The sequence below is a fragment of the Niveibacterium umoris genome (assembly GCF_014197015.1).
GTDB lineage: Bacteria > Pseudomonadota > Gammaproteobacteria > Burkholderiales > Rhodocyclaceae > Niveibacterium > Niveibacterium umoris.
This window is the reverse complement of record NZ_JACIET010000002.1, coordinates 329,781-347,489: the sequence shown is the minus strand read 5'-3', so window position 1 is coordinate 347,489 and position 17,709 is coordinate 329,781. Positions and strand designations below refer to the sequence as shown.

The following is a 17,709-nucleotide window of genomic DNA, read 5'->3' as shown; positions in this document are numbered from 1 at the left end:
ATCAGTGGCTGGCGAACAGTGCGGTGTACGCTGCAGCGCGCTCGCGCGGCGCGGCGGATTCGTAAAGATCGCTGATTACCGCGAGCAGGTCGGCGCCAGCGGCGACCAGCGCGCCGGCGTTCTCAGCGGTGATGCCGCCAATGCAGGCCACCGGCTTGCCGAACGCACGCGCTGCGCCGAGCAGCGACATCGGTGCCGGCGGCGCATGGGGTTTGGTCGGCGATGCGAACATCGCGCCGAAGGCGACGTAGTCGGCGCCGCCCTCCGCCGCATCGCGCGCACGGTCGAGATCGGCATAGCACGACACGCCGATGATCGCCTTGGCACCAAGCTGCGCGCGCGCCGCTGCAAGTTCGCCATCGTCGCGGCCGATGTGGGCGCCGTCCGCGCCAATTGCGGAAGCAAGTGCCACATCGTCGTTGATCAGCAGGGGTACGTCGAGTTCCCGGCAGAGTGCGCACAATTGCGTGGCCTGCTGATGCGCCAACGCGGCGTCGGCCGACTTGTTGCGGTACTGCAGCAGCACGGCACCGCCGAGCAGGACCTCGCGGGTGACCGCGATCAGGCGCGCCGTGTCAGCCCAGTCGGGCGTGATCGCATACAGGCCCCGGCGCAGTCGGGGATTCACGCCGGACCCTTTGCGAAGCGCCGTGGCAGCCGAGCGCCCATCCCCGGGTTGGTGCCTTGTGCGAGCGCCTGCCAGACGTAGGCCTGCGCGCTACGGACTGCCTCCGAGAGTTCGATACCGTTCGCGAGCCGGCTGGCGATGGCCGCGGAAAGGGTAATGCCCGCGCCAAGGAAGCTGCCGGGCAGGCGCTCCCAGGCATCCGCGCGGATGACGCCATGAACCCCGTAGAGCGTGTTGATGACCTGTCGCGTTGGTTCGTGGCTGCCGGTAATCAGCACCTGGCCGCATCCCGAATCGAGCAGCGCCTGCGCACAGCTGGCGAGCGGCACCGGCATCACGCCGTCGCCGGTTTCGTGATCAGTGGTGAGCTGGCGGGCCTCAAGGCTGTTTGCCATGAACAGGCTGGCCTGCGGCAACAAAAGTTCACAAATCGCATCCGCGAGGTCTTCTTCCGCGCCCTCGCCCTCGGTGGCGGCTTGCAGATCAGGGTCGAGCACCACCGGAATGTCGGGATAGTCGGACAGCAGGGCTGCGACCAGCGCGATCGAATGGGTGTCCGACAGCGCCCCGACATGGAAGGCTGCGACGGGCAGATCTTCAAGCAGGGTGCGGGCCTGCTCGTCGATGACCTCGGCGTCGATCGACCAGAACATCTCCAGCCCGCGGGTGTCTCGTGCGCAGAGTCCGGTGATCACGCTCGCCGGGTGGGCGCCGTTGGCGGCGATCGTCAGCGCTGCACCTTGGCTCCCGGCGCCCCCGGTGGGGTCGCTGAAAGCGAAGCTGAGCACTACCGGAAGTGCGGCGGGATCAGGCTGGGAGGGCATTGGAGGACGGCGGGCGGGGCCGCCAAATGCGGTAAGATCGCAAAATCTTAAATGAAATCCATAAAGAAATGAGCCTGGCTGCCGATACCCCGATGCGTACCTGGATGTGCCTGATCTGCGGTTTCATCTATGACGAGGCTCAAGGCTTGCCGGACGAGGGCATTGCGCCGGGAACGCGGTGGGAGGATGTGCCGCCGAACTGGACGTGTCCGGAGTGCGAGGCGCGCAAGGACGATTTTGAGCTGGTCGAGATTTGAACGGATATTGCGCTGCAGGGCTCGCAGGCCTGCAATTGCATGGTTGTACAGGCAATTTCAGTTATATTCACGCGTCACACCAAAAATTCCAACAACATTCGGGCATGAATTGCGGAGGTATGCGTCTTGGCTGATGCTTCAACCCTAAACGGCGTGAAAGTGATGGTCATTGATGATTCCAATACCATCCGGCGCAGTGCTGAAATCTTTCTCGCCCAGGCCGGTTGCCAGGTATTGCTCGCCGAAGACGGTTTCGATGCGCTCGCGAAGATCGCCGACCATCATCCCGACATCGTCTTCGTCGACATCATGATGCCGCGGCTCGATGGCTATCAGACCTGCGCGCTGATCAAGAAGAACCCCAAGTTTTCCGGTACGCCGGTGATCATGCTGTCGTCGAAGGACGGTCTGTTTGACCGGGCCCGCGGTCGCATGGTCGGATCCAACGAGTATCTAACCAAACCCTTCACCAAGGACAGCCTGCTCAAGGCGGTGGCCGCCCACTCCGGCCGCGCCTGAACCCCTGCGAGCACATAAGGAGCACCCATGCCGATCAAGAAAATTCTCATCGTCGATGATTCGCCCACGGACCGTTTTGCCTTGATGGAGTTCCTCGTCAAGCAGGGCTACAACGTCGTCACTGCCGAGGATGGCGCGGATGGCGTGCAGAAGGCCAAGGCTGAACTGCCCGATCTGATCCTGATGGACGTCGTGATGCCGGGCATCAACGGTTATCAGGCGACGCGCACGATCTCGCGCGAGGACACCACGCGCCACATTCCGATCTTCATGTGCACCTCGAAGGATCAGGAAACCGACAAGATCTGGGGCATGCGTCAGGGCGCGAACGACTACCTGACCAAGCCGCTCGATCTCGACCTGCTGCTCGAAAAAATCAAGGCCCTGGGCTGATACCGGAGCGGCGCGAATGGCCAAGCGAATCAGCCTCCGGGAGTTTCAACAGGATCTGTCGAATCGTCTCGCGGGCACCAAGAACGCGCCGGCCAAACCGGCCCTGCTCGCAATTCTTGCCGGTGGCGAGGGATGGCTGGTGGATCTGGCCGAGACGGGCGAGATTCTCGCCGTCCCTGCAATTGCGCCAGTGCCGCTGACCCACGAATGGTTCCGCGGGCTCGCGAACGTGCGCGGCAACCTCTTCAGCGTGGTTGATTTTCCGGCGTTTCTCGGGCTCTCCCAGGTCGTCACCGGCAGCCAGTCCCGACTTTTGCTGGTCGGTGCCCGTCTTGGCGTGAATACCGCCCTGTTGGTCACCCGGGCAATCGGCCTGCGTAACCCCGACGACTTTGACCCTGATCCTCGCTTCCATGATCCCCGGCCATGGGTCGCCGGTGGTCTGCGCGACAGCCAGGACCGACTCTGGAAACGCTTGTCGGTGCGGCAACTGCTTGCCGAACCGCGTTTCCTCGATGCAGCCAATGTTGCGCATTGATCGCTTTGACTGAAATTACGCGTTTTTACACAACAACATAACGTCCGCACCTCGGAGTACCTGCATGGCCCTCAAACTGTTCGGCCGCTCTCTCGGCCAGAAGCGCACCAGCGCGGAGCTGTCCGGCGACAGCACGATCATGGAAGACACGGTGATGGAGGCCAAGGCGGGCAGTCCCGGCGGCGGCCTTTCCGGGCTGCCCTTCCTTGGGGGCAAGACCGTTGCCGAGCAGTTGCGACTGCTGGGTATCCTCTTCGGCGCCTTCACGCTGATCGCGGTGGTGCTGACCGGCATGCAACTGCGCAACGCTGGTTATGGCACGGCGTATGTGTCGGCCGCAGGGCAGATGCGCACCTTGTCGCAGCGTCTTGCAAAAGCCGCGCAGCAGGCCTTGCAGGGTAACCCCGGCGCCTTTACCGAACTCAAGGACAGCCGCGAGCGGTTCGAGCACCTGGTCGGCGCCGTGACCAACGGCGGCGACGTCGATGGCACCTCGGTACCTGCGAGCCCCCGCGCAGTCCGCGAGGAACTCGATGCCGTCACCAAGCTGTGGGAAAAGACCAACAAGGACGCGCAGCAGCTGATCGGTCAGCAGAAGAACCTTTCGACCCTCGGCGCAGCGGTGACGACGATCAACTCCGAAAACCCGAAGCTGCTCGATCTGTCGGAGCAGGTCGCGGCCTTGAAGCTGCAGACGGGCGGCAGCGCGCGTGAAATCGCGACCGCCAACCAGGTGGTGATGCTGACGCAGCGGATGGCGAAGAACGCCAACGCGCTGCTCGTCGCCGACGCGATCGACCCGGAAGTGGCCTTCCTGCTCGGCAAGGATGCGAATACCTTCCGCGAGCTGATCGAGATCCTGCTGTCGATGACCTCGACCGCGGCCGACCGCGACATGTACAACAAGATCGGCGCCCTGAAGGAAGCCGGTGAAGAGCACCTGCAAGGGGTTCAGAGCATCCTTGGCAACATCCAGCTGCTGGTGCAAGCCAAGCGTGCCGGTAGCCAGATCTTCAACGACTCCACCAAGCTGCTGACTGCCACCGACGCGCTGGCGACGGCCTACAACAAGAGCTACGTCGGCTTTACCTGGATGACGGTGTTCATTGCGGCCTTTACTGGTCTCGCGCTGCTTGCCCTCGCCGCACTCGCCAAGGTCTACAACGACGACCTGAAAACGCGCCAGTCCGAAGCGGAACGTCAGCGTGCTCAGGCCGAAGGTGAAAAGAACGCCACCCAGCAGGCGATTCTGCGGCTGATGAACGAGATGGGCGACTTGGCTGACGGTGACTTGACGGTGCGTGCAACGGTGACCGAAGACATTACCGGCGCCATCGCCGACTCGGTGAACTACACCATTGAAGAACTCTCGGTTCTGGTGCGCCGCCTGAACGACGCGGCCGGTCGCGTGACCGCCGCGACCGAGTCCGCGAAGCAGACCTCGGACGAACTGATCGATGCGGCCGAAAAGCAGTCCCGCGAAATTCAGCAAGCCGGTGCGCAGGTCACCGAGATGGCGCGTCAGATGACCGACGTGTCCGGCTCCGCGATGCAGTCCGCACAGGTGGCCCGTCGCTCCCTGGACGCGGCCCGCAAGGGTCAGGACGCGGTGCAGAACACGATCAAGGGCATGAACGAAATCCGCGAGCAGATCCAGGAAACCTCGAAGCGCATCAAGCGCCTCGGCGAAAGCTCGCAGGAGATCGGTGAAATCGTGGAACTGATTTCCGACATTACCGAACAGACCAACGTGCTCGCGTTGAACGCCGCCATCCAGGCCGCATCCGCGGGTGAAGCCGGCCGAGGCTTCACGGTGGTTGCGGAAGAAGTGCAGCGCCTCGCAGAACGTTCAGCAGAAGCCACCAAGCAGATCGCGGCGATCGTGAAGACCATTCAGACCGACACGCAGGATGCGGTGGCCGCTATGGAAAACTCGACCCGCGGTGTGGTGGATGGCGCCAAGCTGTCCGACGCGGCAGGTCAAGCGCTGGTCGAACTCGGTGACGTGTCGGTGGAAGTGGCCACGCTGGTCGAAAAGATCTCGTCCGATACGCAGAAACAGGCGAACGTCGCGACCGAGGTGGCCGGCACCATGCGCGATATCCAGAGCCTGAACGAACAAACCACCCGCGGCACGCAACAAACCGCCGTCTCGATTGGCCAGCTCGCCGACCTCGCGGTCGAATTGAAGGGCTCGGTCTCTGGCTTCAAGGTGTAAGACCCGCAGGGAAAGACGCTGACGATGAATTCCGAGATGGAACTCGATATCGCCCCGCTCACATGGGTCAGGGGCGAGATCGACGCGGCCCTTGCACGGGCGCAGGATGCGGTCAACAAGGTAGAAGCCGGGGAAGGCCGCAGCGAACAGCTGCGATTCGCCCAGAACCATGTCCATCAGGTTCAGGGTGCGCTTTCCGTCGTCGGTCTGGACGGCGTCACGCAATTCGCCGAGGCCTTGGATGGTTTGCTCGCAGCGCTTGCGGGCGGCCAGCTCGACTACGCGGACAGCCATGCACCGCTGCTGCGTCGTGCCCTGATTGCGCTGGGCAACTATCTGGCAGAACTGCAGGACGGTGCGCCGCACCAGCCCCTGCGGCTGTATCCGCTTTATGCAGAGCTTGCGGAAGCGCGCGGCTTCGACGTGCCCGGTCAGAGCGAGTTGTTCTTCCCGAATCTTGCGGTGCGCGCAGCCAATGAGCCGCACGCCACGCTTGATCCCGCGACAGCGGCCAAGGAACTGCGACTGGCGCGCGCCCGTTTCGAGAAGGGGCTGCTCTCGTGGTTGCGTGAACCGACTTCGGACAACGGCCCTCGTCTGATGCTGGTGGCGATCCAGCGAATCGCCCAGATCAACCCGGCACCCGGGGCGCAGAGCTTCTGGTGGGCGTCGATCGCGTTCTTCGAGGGGCTCGCCCAGCAGCTGATCAAGGCCGATCGCGATGCCCAGCGACTCTGTCGCCGCATCGACACCCAGATGCGACGCCTGCTCGAAGGCTCGCATGTGGTGGCGGAGCGCCTCGTGCGCGACGTCCTGTTCCATGTCGCAAGCTCTGGCGTCAATACCGAGCATGCCCGCGCCGTTCGCAGCGCCTTCCGGCTTGACGCCCTGCTGCCGAGCGGAGACGACGCCCGTATCGCCGAAACGCCGCTCGCGCCGGTTCAACGTGCCTTGCGTGAAGCAATTGAAAACGCCAAAGACTCCTGGAACAAGTTTGCGGCGGGTGCGGCGGTCGGCCTCCCACAGCTTCAGGATCATCTGGTCGCGGCTCGTGCTCCGCTGCAAACCCTGCATCAACCTGCAGTGGCGCGCTTGGTCGAGGCCTTGCATGCGACGGCCACCTGGCTGCGCAAGGATCCGCTGAAGTCCACCGACGATTTGTCGATGGACGTGGCCACCGCGCTGCTGATCGCCGAACAAGCGGTCGATCCCGCCTCCTCACCCAGCCAGGATCTGCTGCAGCGCCAGGTCGACGCGCTGGTCGCTCGCCTCGCCGCGCGCGAAGCCGGACGCGATCCGGGCGAACTCGACGACCATCTGTTCGGCGAGAGCTCGCGCCGGGCCCAGGAGCGCCTGTTCTTCAACCAGCTGGCGCGCGAGATCCAGACCAGTCTGGGCCAGGTTGAACAGACGCTCGATGGTTTCTTCCGCAACCCGTCCAATAAAGCCGCACTCGCAGGCTTGAGCGCACCGCTCAAGCAGGTCGAGGGTGCGTTTGCGATGCTCGGGGAGGCAGACGCCGCGAAGCTCGTGGCCGACAACGCCGAACGCGTTGCCGCGCTGGCCACCACCGATGAGCTCGTTCCAGAAGCATGCGAAAAGATCGCACACGAGTTTTCAGCGTTGGGGTTCTTCGTCGACGCCCTGCGCTTCGGCCCGGCCCGCCTCGACAAGTTCCTGGCACCGCAAGGTGGCGCGGTGGCGCCCGAGGCGCCCGCAACGATCGAGGCTGAGGTTCGTCAGCAGAGTCGCGAAACGCAACAACTCGTCCAGCAACTGGCCGAGGCGCCCGCTGACGCGAAGGTGCGAGAGGAACTCAAGCAGAACCTCGAAACGCTGCGAGAAGACGCTGCGCTGCTTGCCGATACCAAGCTTGAGCAGCAGGCCCGCGAGGCGCTCGCCGCCCTCAAGACCGGTGATGACTCCGCAAAGGTTCAGGAAGCGGTTGCTGCGATCGCTCCGGTCGCTGCGCCGGAACCCTCGGCGGACGCGGCACGTCTCATCGCTGCAAGCGAAGACGAGGTGGATGCCGAACTGCTAGCGATCTTCCTCGAGGAAGCACACGAGGTCCTGGATACCATCCGTAGCCATCGCGAAGCCGCTGCACTTGACCCGCATAACCAAGAGAACATCGTCACCATCCGTCGCGGCTTCCACACCCTCAAGGGTTCGAGCCGGATGGTCGGTTTGAACGATTTCTCTGACGCCGCCAAGGCGGTCGAGTTCACGCTCAACCGTTGGTTGCAGCAAGAGCGCGACGCAACCAAACCCTTCCTCGATCTGGTCGGGAACGCACATACCCTGTTTGCGGCCTGGGTTGCCCAGCTTGACGCGGGTGGCAGCACCTGGCGTGACGCGTCGAGTCTGACCGCCGAGACGCAGCGTGTGGACGCCCTGCTCGAAGGGGCGCCGGTTGAGGATGCCACCCCTGCGCCTGCGGCTGTCGCACCGACGCTGGTGGTGCCGCCGGCAGCGCCCGTGGCGGCTCCGCTCGAAGAGCCTGAGGCGCTGGCCGAGTTCGATCTGGAACTCGACTCCGGTGAGCCAGAGCTGGACATGTCCTCCACGCTGCTGGCCCCGGTTCAGGATGCCGGACGCGAGCCTGAGCCAGAGACGGTCGACCTTACCGCGACGCTGCTTGCGCCCTTTGACGACGCCGTGAGCGCATCGGAACCTGCTGAACCTTTGATGGCCGATCTCGACGAGATCAAGGCCGAGGCCGACGAGCGCGAACCGGAAGTCTTTGATCTGACCGCCAGCCTGATTGGCCCGGATGACCTCGCGGCATTCGGCGCTGAATCGGAGCCGGTGGAACCCGAGCCGGACATGTTCGAGCCGCTCGAACCGCCGAAGGCAACGGATGCCGAATCCGCTGCAACGGTTGACTTCGATCTCGCCGAGGTATCGCTGACCGACGAAGAAGCGATGCCTTCGCATGTCGATGAAGAAGAAGTCGACCTGACTGCAACGCTGCTTGCGCCGCTCGAAATGCGCGAAGCCTTCCTGCGACCGGAAGAAGAGGCGGCACCGGCGCCATTGGTCGAAGAGCTGCCTGCGCTTGACCTCGATCTGGGGCAGGAGGAAACGTCCGAGGCCTTCGTCGGTACCACCCTGGAACCCCAGCTGGAGTTCGTCGAAGCGCCCTTCGCAGCAGAGGAGCCCGAAGCTGTTGCCTCCCAGCAACCGGAGGTAGCACCGACGCTTGAGGACACCGCGTCTGTCGAACCCCTGCCGGTTCCCGAAACCGTGGCGGAAGCCGAGGTCGCAACCGAGTTGTTGCCGGAGGTCTCGCCGGAACTTGCGGAACCCGCCATAGAAGAAGTCCTCACGGTAGCGGAAGCAACGCCGGAAATAGAGGCAACGCCGGAAGCGCTCGCCGATGCGAGCGAAGCGGAATTGCTCCCCGAGCTAACGCTTCCCACCCTCGAAGACGAAGTGGCGGATGCCCAGTCCTTGGCAGAGCTTGATCTGCTTGATGCCGTCGCCCTCGAAGGCGAGAGCAGTGAGTCGGAATCGCCGGTTGTTGAACTGATCGAACCAGTCGACTTGTCGTTGGAGCCGGCCGGAGCCGGTGCCGAAGAGTTTGATGAACTCGATGTCATTTCGACCATTGGCGCGGGCGACCTGACACTCGAAGAACCGGAAATCCCCACGCCGGAACCCGACACAATCCGGCTCGGTGATCTGGAGATTTCACGCCAGCTGTTCGAGCTCTACATCGCGGAAGCACATCAGCACATCGAGACGCTGCGCGAGGAGTTGCCGCGCTTCCAGCACAACCCGGTGTTGATACCGCAAGAGCCGGTGATCCGCGCGGCGCACACGCTCGGTGGCATCTCGGGCACCGCAAGGGTCGATGCGGTCCGCGCCTTGGCAAAGGCGCTCGAACATGCCCTCGCCAAGCTTCACCTCGCCGAGCGTGCACCGACGCCGGAGCAGGCCGATCTGTTCAGCGCAAGCGGGCAGCGCCTCGAGGCGATGATTGCCGAAATCGATGCGCGGATCCTGCCGCTTGATACCCCCGAGTTGGTTGACGCGCTCGAGGCCGTGGTTGCGCACACCGAACCCGAGGAAGAACAGCCCTCAGAGCCGCTCGCAGCCCTCGAGCAGGAAGTCGAAGCGGAAGCTCAGCCGACTGTCGAGCCCGAAAGCGGCGCCGCGTTGCTGGAGCCCGAAACGGCCGAGGCGACCGCTCAACTGGACGAACTCGCCGCACCTGAGGCCGAGCGCACGGAAGCGCAGTTCGATCAGGCGCCGGTTGCTGACTACGTTGAGCAAGCGGTACTGGCGCCCGAGGCGCCGGAGCCCGAGCGCGCCGTCGTTCGCGATGACCTCGACGAACAACTGTTGCCGATCTTCTTTGAAGAAGCGCACGAACTGATGCGTGACCTCGCCGGCGAGGCGCGCAAGCTCTACAACGCAGCAGAGGCCGAAGAGGGTGCGCAAGCGTTCGCACGTTTGCTCCACACCCTCAAGGGCAGCGCGCGCATGGCTGGTGCCATGACGCTCGGCGAGTTTGTGCACGGCATCGAGAACCGCTTGCTGCATGCACGCGATTCCGGTCTGGCGGGCAACCAACTCGCCGATGAGATGGAAAACGGTCTCGATGCGGTCGGCCATATGCTGCGCCGCATGGAGCGCGGAGAACCCGCGATCGCGCCGGCCGTAACGCCGGCGCCGGCACCTGCTCCGATCGAAGCGCCAGTAGAGGGCGGCGAAGCCGCCCAGGCGCCGGTGGCAGTTCCGAAGCCGGCCGCGCCGGCGATGGTCTCTGTCGAGGACGCCGAGAGCCAGGCCGGTCCGCGCGCAACGCTGCGCGTGCGTTCCGACATGGTCGACCGCTTCGTTAACGAGGCCGGCGAAATCTCGATCGCGCGTACCCGGATCGAAGGCGAACTCCGCACACTGCGTCGCTCGCTGCTCGATCTTACGGAAAACGTGATTCGTCTGCGCAACCAGCTGCGCGAGGTCGAAATCGCGGCCGAAACGCAGATGCAGACGCGCGTCGCTCAAGCCGAACACCAGCACGCGGATTTCGACCCGCTCGAATTCGACCGCTTCACCCGCTTCCAGGAACTGACGCGGATGATGGCCGAGTCGGTCGGTGACGTCACGACGATCCAGCAGAACTTGCTGAAGAACCTCGATGCCGCCGATACCGCGCTGCATGTACAGGGGCGTTTGTCGCGCGATCTTCAGCAAGCGCTGATGGGCGTGCGAATGGTGCCGTTCGACGAGTTGTCGGATCGTCTCTATCGCGTGGTACGACAGACGGCGAAGGAGCTCGGCAAGCGTGCCAACCTTGACGTACGTGGTGGCAGCATCGAAATCGACCGCGGCGTGCTGGACAAGATGACCGCGCCGATCGAGCACCTGCTGCGCAACGCGGTTGCGCACGGCCTCGAGCTGCCGGAACAGCGTCGCGAGGCGGGCAAGCCCGAGATCGGCCAGATAACGCTCAGCGTGACCCAGCGCAGTAACGAAGTCGCGATCGAGTTGGCGGACGATGGCCGCGGTCTGGACTATGCGGGCATCCGCAATCGCGCCGAGTCGCGCGGCCTGCTTACGCCGGGCGAGGCAGTCAGCGAAGCACGCCTGACCCAGTTCATCTTCGAGGCAGGTTTCACCACCGCCGAGAAGGTGTCCGAGGTGGCCGGCCGTGGCGTCGGCATGGACGTGGTGAAGAACGAGACCACCGGTGTCGGTGGCCGTATCGACGTCGGCTCGGTGCAGGGCCAGGGTGCGCGCTTCGTGATTCACCTGCCGCTGACCCTGGCGGTGACGCAGGCCTTGCTGGTGCGGTCTGGCGAGCGGACTTTCGCGATCCCGTCGAACATGGTCGAGCAGGTGCTCGAGCTCAAGCAGGACGCCCTTGACGAAATGCGTGCGCGTGGTTTCGCGCTGTGGAAGGATCAGAAGTACCCGTTCTACTACCTGCCGCGCTTGCTGGGCGACAGCAAATCGCAACCGGCAGCCGGTCGATTCCATTGGGTGCTCCTGCTGCGTGTCGGTACCGATGCGATTGCGCTGTATATCGACGAACTGCGGGGCAACCAGGAAATTGTGGTCAAGAACGCCGGGCCGCAGTTCACGCGCTTGCAGGGCTTCAGCGGTGCGACCGTGCTGGCGGACGGCGAGATCTCGCTGATCGTCAATCCGGTGGTGCTTGCCGTCCAGTCGCAGGTGGCCATTGCGAAGGTGGAAGCCGCGGTAGCGGCAGGCGAGGCGCCAGCCGAACCGGTGCGCGATACCGCGTATGTGCCGACGGTGATGGTGGTCGACGATTCGCTCACGGTTCGCAAGATCACCAGCCGCCTGCTCGAACGCGAAGGCTATCGCGTGGTTACCGCGAAGGATGGTGTCGATGCGCTGGAGCAGTTGGTCGAAACCATGCCGGACGTGATGCTGCTCGATATCGAAATGCCGCGGATGGACGGCTTCGACCTGACGCGCAACATCCGCGCCGACGAACGCCTGCGTCCGTTGCCGATCATCATGATCACCTCGCGTATGGCCGACAAGCACCGCAACTACGCGTTCGAGATCGGTGTGAATCACTATCTTGGCAAGCCGTACAACGAAGAGGAACTGCTTGGTCTGATCAAGAACTTCGTCGGGCGCTGAGTCAAACGCCGCAAGGCGCTCCGTTTCAGGGAGAGCCCAAAAAGAAAGGCCGTCACGAAAGCGACGGCCTTTCTGTTTTGTGGCGTGCTGTCACGCGCCAGTGCAACTCACCCTGTCTTGCGTTTCTTGTCGCGCACGAACGGATGGCCTTCCCGGCGCGTGACCTCGAACAGGTCGATGGCCTCGAACAGATCCACCAGTTTCTTGTAGCCGTAGTTGCGTGAGTCGAACGATGCCTGGTTGCCGATCAACGCCCCGGCCTTCGCCAACGCCGCCCAGCCCTGATCATCCTCGGCCGCGCGCACGGCATTGCGCAGCAGGTTCATCAACCGCGCATCGCCCTTCAACGCCTTGGCGTCCTTCGGCGCAGGGGACGTGACCTCCTCGGGCGCCTCGCCGCTCGCCTCCTGCTCCAGATAGAGGAAGGTCGAGCAAGCGTTTACAAGCGCGATGGGCGTCTTGCGTTCGCCAAAGCCGATCACCCGCTTCCCGGCCGCCTGCAAGCGCGTCGCCAGCGGTGTGAAATCGCAGTCGGACGAGGCAATCGCGAAGACATCGATCTCGCGCGAATACAGCGTATCCATCACGTCGATCGCGAGCGCAAGATCGGTCGCGTTCTTGCCCTTGGTGTAGTCGATCTGGTGCATGGGCTGGATCGCATGCAGGTTCAGCACCGCCTCCCAGCCATTGAGGCGATCGCTCTTCCAGTTGCCGTAGGCGCGCCGGATGCAAACCGTACCGTGGCGCGCCAACTCGGCGAGGATCACGTCGATGTAGAGGGCGGGCGCGTTATCGGCGTCGATGAAGAGGGCGACGCGGCGTTCGTCGAGCGGCATGCTTGGCCTCACGGAACAAGTGGAAAGCGGTTCAGACGACCAGCGCCGGCTCGTCCATCAGGGCAATCTGTTCACGCAGCGCGAGAATCTGGTCCTGCCACCAGCGCTGCGTTGCGAACCAGGGGAAGGCGGCGGGGAAGGCCGGGTCATCCCAACGGCTGGCGATCCAGCACGCATAGTGCAGCAGCCGCAGCGTGCGCAGCGCTTCGATCAGGTACAACTCGCGCCGGTCGAACTCGGCGAAGTCCTCGTAGCCGGCCAGCACGTCGCACAGCTGCCGCTGCTGATCGGCGCGTTCGCCCGATAACAACATCCACAGGTCCTGCACCGCCGGGCCGTTGCGGGCATCGTCGAAGTCGACGAAATGCGGCCCGTCGTCGGTCCACAGGATGTTGCCTGCGTGGCAGTCGCCATGCAGCCGCAGCGTGCCGACTTCGCCTGCACGCTCGTAACAGCGTCGCACGCCGGCCAGCGCGTGTGCCACCGTGGTGTTCCAGCTCTCGAGCAGGTCGGTGGGTACGCAGCCGTGCGCGGCGATCCAGTCGCGCGGTGTTTCACCAAAGCTCGCGATGTCGAGTGCTGGCCGATGCGTGAAAGCGTGCGTCGCGCCGCGCGCGTGGATGCGGCCGAGGAAGCGCCCGATCCATTCGAGCACGTCCGGGCGGTCAAACTCGGGCGCACGGCCCCCGCGCCTTGGAAACAGCGCGAAGCGAAAGCCGCCGTGGCGATGCAGGGTCGACTCGTTGAACACGAGCGGCGCCACGACCGGGATCTCGGCGTCCGCCAGCTCGCGGGCGAAGGCATGCTCCTCCAGGATCTGGGCGTCGCTCCAGCGTTCCGGCCGGTAGAACTTCGCGACCAGCGGTGCCTCGTCCTCGATCCAGATCTGCCAGACCCGGTTCTCGTAGCTGTTCAGCGCAAGCAAGCGTCCGTCCGCCCGCAGGCCAAGCGACTCCACCGCGTCGAGCAGTGTGTCGGGCGTGAGCCGCGCGTAAGGGTGGGGATTGTCGGTGGTCATGCTGGATCCAGTGGACGGACCTGCACACCTTACCATCGTCCGACGACGGCCTTCAGGGATTGCAGAGCGGACAGCGCAGCGCGTCGGCAAAGCCAGTGCGCACGCGCTCGCAGGTGTACGGGCAGCGCAGGCAGCGCCAGCGCCGGCCCGCCGGCTCGGAGGTCGGAAAGCCACAGGCGACGCAGGGCAAGCCGCGCACCGCCACGGCCTCGCCGAAACCCGGTGCCCCGCAGTCGGGGCAGGCCGTGCGGAGGCGGTTCGCCAGCCGCCATGCGGCGCGTGTGATGTGCCGCATGCGTGTCGGGTTCAGGTGCGCGCGCAAGTCGCTGCGCAGTTCGGCTGCGCCGTGGCTTGCCAGCGTCGAAGCCAGCACTTCGCACAATGCCCCGACGGTTGTGATGCCGGTGCTATGGGCGACCGCCGCACCCGGCGCTGCCACCATCAGGCCATGCGCCGGAAAGCCAAAGGCCGGCAACGCGGTTTCAAGCTCTTCGAGCCGTGAAAGCGTGTGGGTGCGGTGCATCGGCCGCAGGCTCGCACTGCTCACCGTCAGCTCGAAGTCTTCGTCGAGCTCGTGCCAACGCAGGTACTCGATATTGACCGCAAGCCACGGCATCGCGGGATGGGGGCCAAAGCTGCCTTCCGATGCGATGACGATACGGGCATCCGGGCGGGCCTCCCGGCACGCGGCCACTTTCGCCGACAGCGCAGCAAGTGCGCCGTCGGGTCGCGGAATGCTGCCGCTGAAACTGCCGAAGCGGTCGGTGTCGATCGACACTTCCTCCACCGCGATCCCGAGCGCAGGGCCGAGCGCCGCACCGAGCGCCCGGCCCTTGCCATGCAGCGTGGGCAGCAGCGCCGTCTGACCTGACCAGTGGCTCGCGATGCGTCGCCCGATCATGACCAGAGTCGGGTGACTGCCGCGGAATAGAGCGGTATCCCGATCAGGATGTTGAAGGGGAAGGTCAGCCCCAGCGCCATGCCGAAGTACAAACCCGGCCGCGCTTCCGGAATCGCCTCGCGTACGACGGCGGGCACCACGATGTAGGAGGCACTGGCAGCGAGCACGGCCAGCAGTGTCGCGTCACCGGCCGGCAGTCCGAACAGTGCGGCCAGCGCGATCGCGAGGCCGGCATGCACCAGCGGCCCGGCGAGCCCGTACGCGACGAGCAGGGGCGATGTGCCGCGCAGTCCACCCAGATTGCGCGCAACGGTCAGGCCCATGTCCATCAGGAACAGCGCCAGCATGCCCTTGAACAGGTTGCCCGAGAACGGCTCCATCACGGCCTTGCCGGCGTCGCCGGTGAGCACCCCCACCGCAAGGCTGCCCAGCAGCAAGAGCTGGTTGCCGTCGGTCAAGGCTTCGCGCAGCAGTTCGCCGGTGCTGTGCGATGCCGCCGCATTGTCGGCGCGGCCTTCGATGCGCCGGGCATGCGCGGCGAGCGCCACCGCCATGATGATCGCCGGGGTTTCCATCAGCGTCAGTGCGACCGCCATGTGGCCGCCGAAGTCGATGCCGTTGCGCGAGAGGAACTGCGTCGCGGCGATGAAAGTGACGGCGCTCACCGAACCGTATGTCGCCGCGATGGCCGCAGCGTCATAGCGCGACACGATGCGCGCGAGCAGCAGGTAGCCGATCGCCGGAATCACCAGCGCAAGCAGCAAGGCAGCGCCGAGCGCAATCAGTACGTTTGCGCCAAGCCCGCTGTGGGCCAACGCGAACCCGCCCTTGAGGCCGACCGACATCAGCAGGTAGAGCGAGAGGAATTTCGCGATCGCGGGTGGAATTTCGAGGTTCGAGCGCAACGCCCCGGCAAGGATGCCGAATACGAAGAACAGGATCGCGGGGTCAAGCAGGTTTTGCAACGCGTTCATCAGAAGGTGCCCGATTTTTGGTTCTGGAGTGGGTGCGATCCTAGGCAATCGATGGCATCATGAAAAATCGATTATTCAGATGAAAGCCATAGAGAAATGGCGATGCATGCGACCTTGCGTCAGCTGCGCCTGTTTCTGGCGCTGGCAGAGACAGGCAGCGTCACCGCCGCGGCGCGTGAGCAGCACGTCACCCAGCCCACCGTATCGATGCAACTCAAGCAGCTCGCCGATAGCGTGGGCCTGCCGCTTTACGAAGTCACCGGGCGCAAGCTGCACCTTACCGAAGCCGGTGAGCGCCTGGCCCAGACCTGCCGTGATCTGTTCGATCGCTGGGACGCCTTCGAGATGGAGGTGGACGGTTTGCGGGGCCTGACGCGGGGCCGCCTGCGTGTGGCGGTGGTGAGCACCGCCAAATACTTCATCCCGCGACTGCTGGGTCCCTTCAGCGAACGCTACCCGGCTATCGAGGTCTCGCTGGAGGTCGCCAATCGCGACAGGATCGTCAGCCGACTCGAACAGAACCTCGACGATCTGGTGATCATGACTGCGCCGCCCGAGCACCTCGATCTGCGCACCGAGCCCCTGCTGGAGAATCCGCTGGTACTGGTCGGTGCGCTCGCGCATCCCCTTGCCAAGCGCACCCGGCCGGCGCCGCGCGGGGTGTTGAGCCAGGAACGATTCATCCTGCGCGAACCGGGTTCCGGCACCCGCATCAGTTGCGAACGCGCCTTTGCCGAATGGGGTTTCGTGCCTCAGGTGCGCATGGCCTTGGGCAGCAACGAGGCGATCAAGCAGGCGGTGGCGGGCGGCTACGGTATCGCCGTGCTGTCGCGCCACGCGCTCGACCGCGATCCGCAGCATGACGGACTGGCCTTGCTGCAGGTGCAGGGCTTTCCCATCCGCTCGCGCTGGTACCTGGTCACGCGGCGCGAGAAGCGCCTGTCGCCGGTCGCGGAGGCCTTTCTCGCATTCGTCAAGGCGTCGGTCGAGACCGTCAAAGCCTAATGACGCCCTCGCGCCGCCGCGCGCGGAAAGCTATGCTCGCAAGATTCCGATCGAACACGGAGCACGGATTGTGGGCCGGCATACGGTGGCGAAACTTCTGGCGAATCTTCTCGCTGCGCTGCTGACGACGCTTCCGTCACTGGCGTCGGCGGAACTGCCGCAGGTGCGCTGGCTGGTGCTCGATTTCGTTCCCTACCATGTGCTTGAAGGTCCGAACCGCGGTACCGGGCTGCGCGACCAGTACCTCGATACGTTGATCCGGCGCTTGCCCGAATTTCGCCACCAGATCGAGATCAGCGGTACGGAGCGCATGTTCGTGCTGATGAAGACCGGGCAGCCGGTGTGTACGCTTTCCATGTTGCGCGTGCCGGAACGCGAATCCTTCGCGGTGTTTTCGAACAAACCCTACTTCTGGCAACTCGCGCCGGTGCTGATTGCGCGCAAGGGCTACACGCCGCCAAGCGGCTGGCAGCGTGACAAGGACGGCGAGGTGAGCCTGAGTGGATTGCTCGAACGCGGCGGCGTAACCCTTGGAACCCTGCCGAAACGGCGATTCGGCAAGGAGCTCGACGACGTTATCGAGCGGATGCGGGCGGAGCACCCCGGCACCGTTCTCGACTTTACCGAGCATGGCCTGCTGGCTGGCCTGCTGCGACTGGTCGGGCGCGGCCGCGTCGACGTCACGCTGGGCTACGCAATCGAGGTAGAGCAGTTGCGGCGCGACCTGCCGGAACTCGGCGAGTTCGACTACTTTGGTCTGGTCGAGGCGCCTGACATGATCCCCACCTATGTTTCATGCAGTCGCAGCCCGCTCGGGCGCGACGTGATTTCAGCGGTCAATGCGCTTTCCGGTATGGACACCGCGAAACAGAAACTGCGCGATCAATACGGCGCGATGCTGCCAGAGGGCGAGCGCAAACGTTACCGCGCCCAACTGCAGAGTGCAGACAAACTTGGCGAGTAGCGTTTGCGCG

The 17,709-nt window shown here is 64.5% G+C and carries 14 protein-coding genes; 8 read left to right on the top strand and 6 right to left on the bottom strand.

All coding sequences use genetic code 11. The annotated features are described in order from the left end of the window. Window position 1: 1 nt before the first annotated feature. Both thiE and thiD read right to left on the bottom strand, forming a co-directional pair. Entirely contained in the window at window positions 2–628 is a 627-nt protein-coding gene (gene thiE, locus GGR36_RS13650; RefSeq protein ID WP_183635278.1) for a thiamine phosphate synthase, read from the bottom strand. Further along, complete coding sequence (gene thiD, locus GGR36_RS13645; protein ID WP_338086694.1) at window positions 625–1,416, bottom strand: bifunctional hydroxymethylpyrimidine kinase/phosphomethylpyrimidine kinase; 792 nt, start codon at window positions 1,414–1,416, stop codon at window positions 625–627. Before thiD ends, thiE begins: the two co-directional genes overlap by 4 nt. A 140-nt stretch (window positions 1,417–1,556) precedes the next feature. On the opposite strand from thiD, the gene GGR36_RS13640 reads away from it, so the two are divergent. The 6 genes from GGR36_RS13640 to GGR36_RS13615 all read left to right on the top strand — a co-directional run bounded on the left by GGR36_RS13640 (window position 1,557) and on the right by GGR36_RS13615 (window position 12,001). Then, window positions 1,557–1,709: a rubredoxin gene (locus GGR36_RS13640; RefSeq protein WP_206256560.1), complete on the top strand. Its 153-nt coding sequence runs from the start codon at window positions 1,557–1,559 to the stop codon at window positions 1,707–1,709. Window positions 1,710–1,871: 162 nt separating this feature from the next. Continuing rightward, entirely contained in the window at window positions 1,872–2,228 is a 357-nt protein-coding gene (locus tag GGR36_RS13635) for a response regulator (protein ID WP_183637066.1), read from the top strand. A 27-nt stretch (window positions 2,229–2,255) separates the two neighbouring features. Then, the gene (locus GGR36_RS13630; protein ID WP_221229589.1) at window positions 2,256–2,621 is read left to right on the top strand and encodes a response regulator transcription factor; all 366 of its coding nucleotides are present in this window, start codon (window positions 2,256–2,258) and stop codon (window positions 2,619–2,621) included. A gap of 16 nt (window positions 2,622–2,637) precedes the next feature. Continuing rightward, window positions 2,638–3,159 carry a chemotaxis protein CheW gene (locus GGR36_RS13625; protein WP_183635276.1) on the top strand — a complete coding sequence of 174 codons (522 nt, stop codon included), beginning with the start codon at window positions 2,638–2,640 and terminating at the stop codon, window positions 3,157–3,159. A gap of 64 nt (window positions 3,160–3,223) precedes the next feature. Next, on the top strand, window positions 3,224–5,377 hold the full coding sequence (locus tag GGR36_RS13620) for a methyl-accepting chemotaxis protein (protein ID WP_183635275.1): 2,154 nt from the start codon (window positions 3,224–3,226) through the stop codon (window positions 5,375–5,377). A gap of 36 nt (window positions 5,378–5,413) precedes the next feature. Beyond that, window positions 5,414–12,001, top strand: a complete 6,588-nt coding sequence (locus tag GGR36_RS13615; RefSeq protein WP_183635274.1) for a hybrid sensor histidine kinase/response regulator — start codon at window positions 5,414–5,416, stop codon at window positions 11,999–12,001. A gap of 107 nt (window positions 12,002–12,108) precedes the next feature. Here the strand turns inward: GGR36_RS13615 and GGR36_RS13610 are convergent, their stop codons facing one another. The 4 genes from GGR36_RS13610 to GGR36_RS13595 are packed head-to-tail and all read right to left on the bottom strand — an operon-like array spanning window position 12,109 to window position 15,730. Then, window positions 12,109–12,837 carry an NYN domain-containing protein gene (locus GGR36_RS13610; protein ID WP_183635273.1) on the bottom strand — a complete coding sequence of 243 codons (729 nt, stop codon included), beginning with the start codon at window positions 12,835–12,837 and terminating at the stop codon, window positions 12,109–12,111. Window positions 12,838–12,868: 31 nt separating this feature from the next. Further along, a complete protein-coding gene (locus GGR36_RS13605) occupies window positions 12,869–13,855 on the bottom strand; it encodes a serine/threonine protein kinase (protein WP_183635272.1) in 987 nt (328 codons plus the stop codon). A gap of 52 nt (window positions 13,856–13,907) precedes the next feature. Further along, on the bottom strand, window positions 13,908–14,756 hold the full coding sequence (locus GGR36_RS13600) for a DUF6671 family protein (RefSeq protein WP_183635271.1): 849 nt from the start codon (window positions 14,754–14,756) through the stop codon (window positions 13,908–13,910). Beyond that, window positions 14,753–15,730, bottom strand: coding sequence for a sodium-dependent bicarbonate transport family permease (locus GGR36_RS13595; RefSeq protein WP_207064432.1), 978 nt, complete (start codon window positions 15,728–15,730; stop codon window positions 14,753–14,755). The genes GGR36_RS13600 and GGR36_RS13595 overlap by 4 nt, the downstream gene beginning before the upstream one ends. A 96-nt stretch (window positions 15,731–15,826) precedes the next feature. Between GGR36_RS13595 and GGR36_RS13590 the strand changes: the two genes are divergently transcribed. After that, the gene (locus GGR36_RS13590; RefSeq protein ID WP_244971066.1) at window positions 15,827–16,735 is read left to right on the top strand and encodes a LysR family transcriptional regulator; all 909 of its coding nucleotides are present in this window, start codon (window positions 15,827–15,829) and stop codon (window positions 16,733–16,735) included. Between the two features lie 85 nt (window positions 16,736–16,820). Then, window positions 16,821–17,699: a TIGR02285 family protein gene (locus GGR36_RS13585; RefSeq protein WP_183635269.1), complete on the top strand. Its 879-nt coding sequence runs from the start codon at window positions 16,821–16,823 to the stop codon at window positions 17,697–17,699. Window positions 17,700–17,709 lie beyond the last annotated feature (10 nt).

Excerpts from the sequence above, each read along its gene's own strand:
- GGR36_RS13615 (WP_183635274.1), top strand. The coding sequence starts at position 5,414 with ATGGAACTCGATATCGCCCCGCTCACATGGGTCAGGGGCGAGATCGAC.
- GGR36_RS13625 (WP_183635276.1), top strand. The coding sequence starts at position 2,638 with ATGGCCAAGCGAATCAGCCTCCGGGAGTTTCAACAGGATCTGTCGAAT.
- GGR36_RS13635 (WP_183637066.1), top strand. The coding sequence starts at position 1,872 with ATGGTCATTGATGATTCCAATACCATCCGGCGCAGTGCTGAAATCTTT.
- GGR36_RS13620 (WP_183635275.1), top strand. The coding sequence starts at position 3,224 with ATGGCCCTCAAACTGTTCGGCCGCTCTCTCGGCCAGAAGCGCACCAGC.
- GGR36_RS13600 (WP_183635271.1), bottom strand. The coding sequence starts at position 14,756 with ATGATCGGGCGACGCATCGCGAGCCACTGGTCAGGTCAGACGGCGCTG.
- GGR36_RS13605 (WP_183635272.1), bottom strand. The coding sequence starts at position 13,855 with ATGACCACCGACAATCCCCACCCTTACGCGCGGCTCACGCCCGACACA.
- GGR36_RS13595 (WP_207064432.1), bottom strand. The coding sequence starts at position 15,730 with ATGAACGCGTTGCAAAACCTGCTTGACCCCGCGATCCTGTTCTTCGTA.
- GGR36_RS13610 (WP_183635273.1), bottom strand. The coding sequence starts at position 12,837 with ATGCCGCTCGACGAACGCCGCGTCGCCCTCTTCATCGACGCCGATAAC.
- GGR36_RS13640 (WP_206256560.1), top strand. The coding sequence starts at position 1,557 with ATGTGCCTGATCTGCGGTTTCATCTATGACGAGGCTCAAGGCTTGCCG.
- GGR36_RS13630 (WP_221229589.1), top strand. The coding sequence starts at position 2,256 with ATGCCGATCAAGAAAATTCTCATCGTCGATGATTCGCCCACGGACCGT.
- GGR36_RS13590 (WP_244971066.1), top strand. The coding sequence starts at position 15,827 with ATGGCGATGCATGCGACCTTGCGTCAGCTGCGCCTGTTTCTGGCGCTG.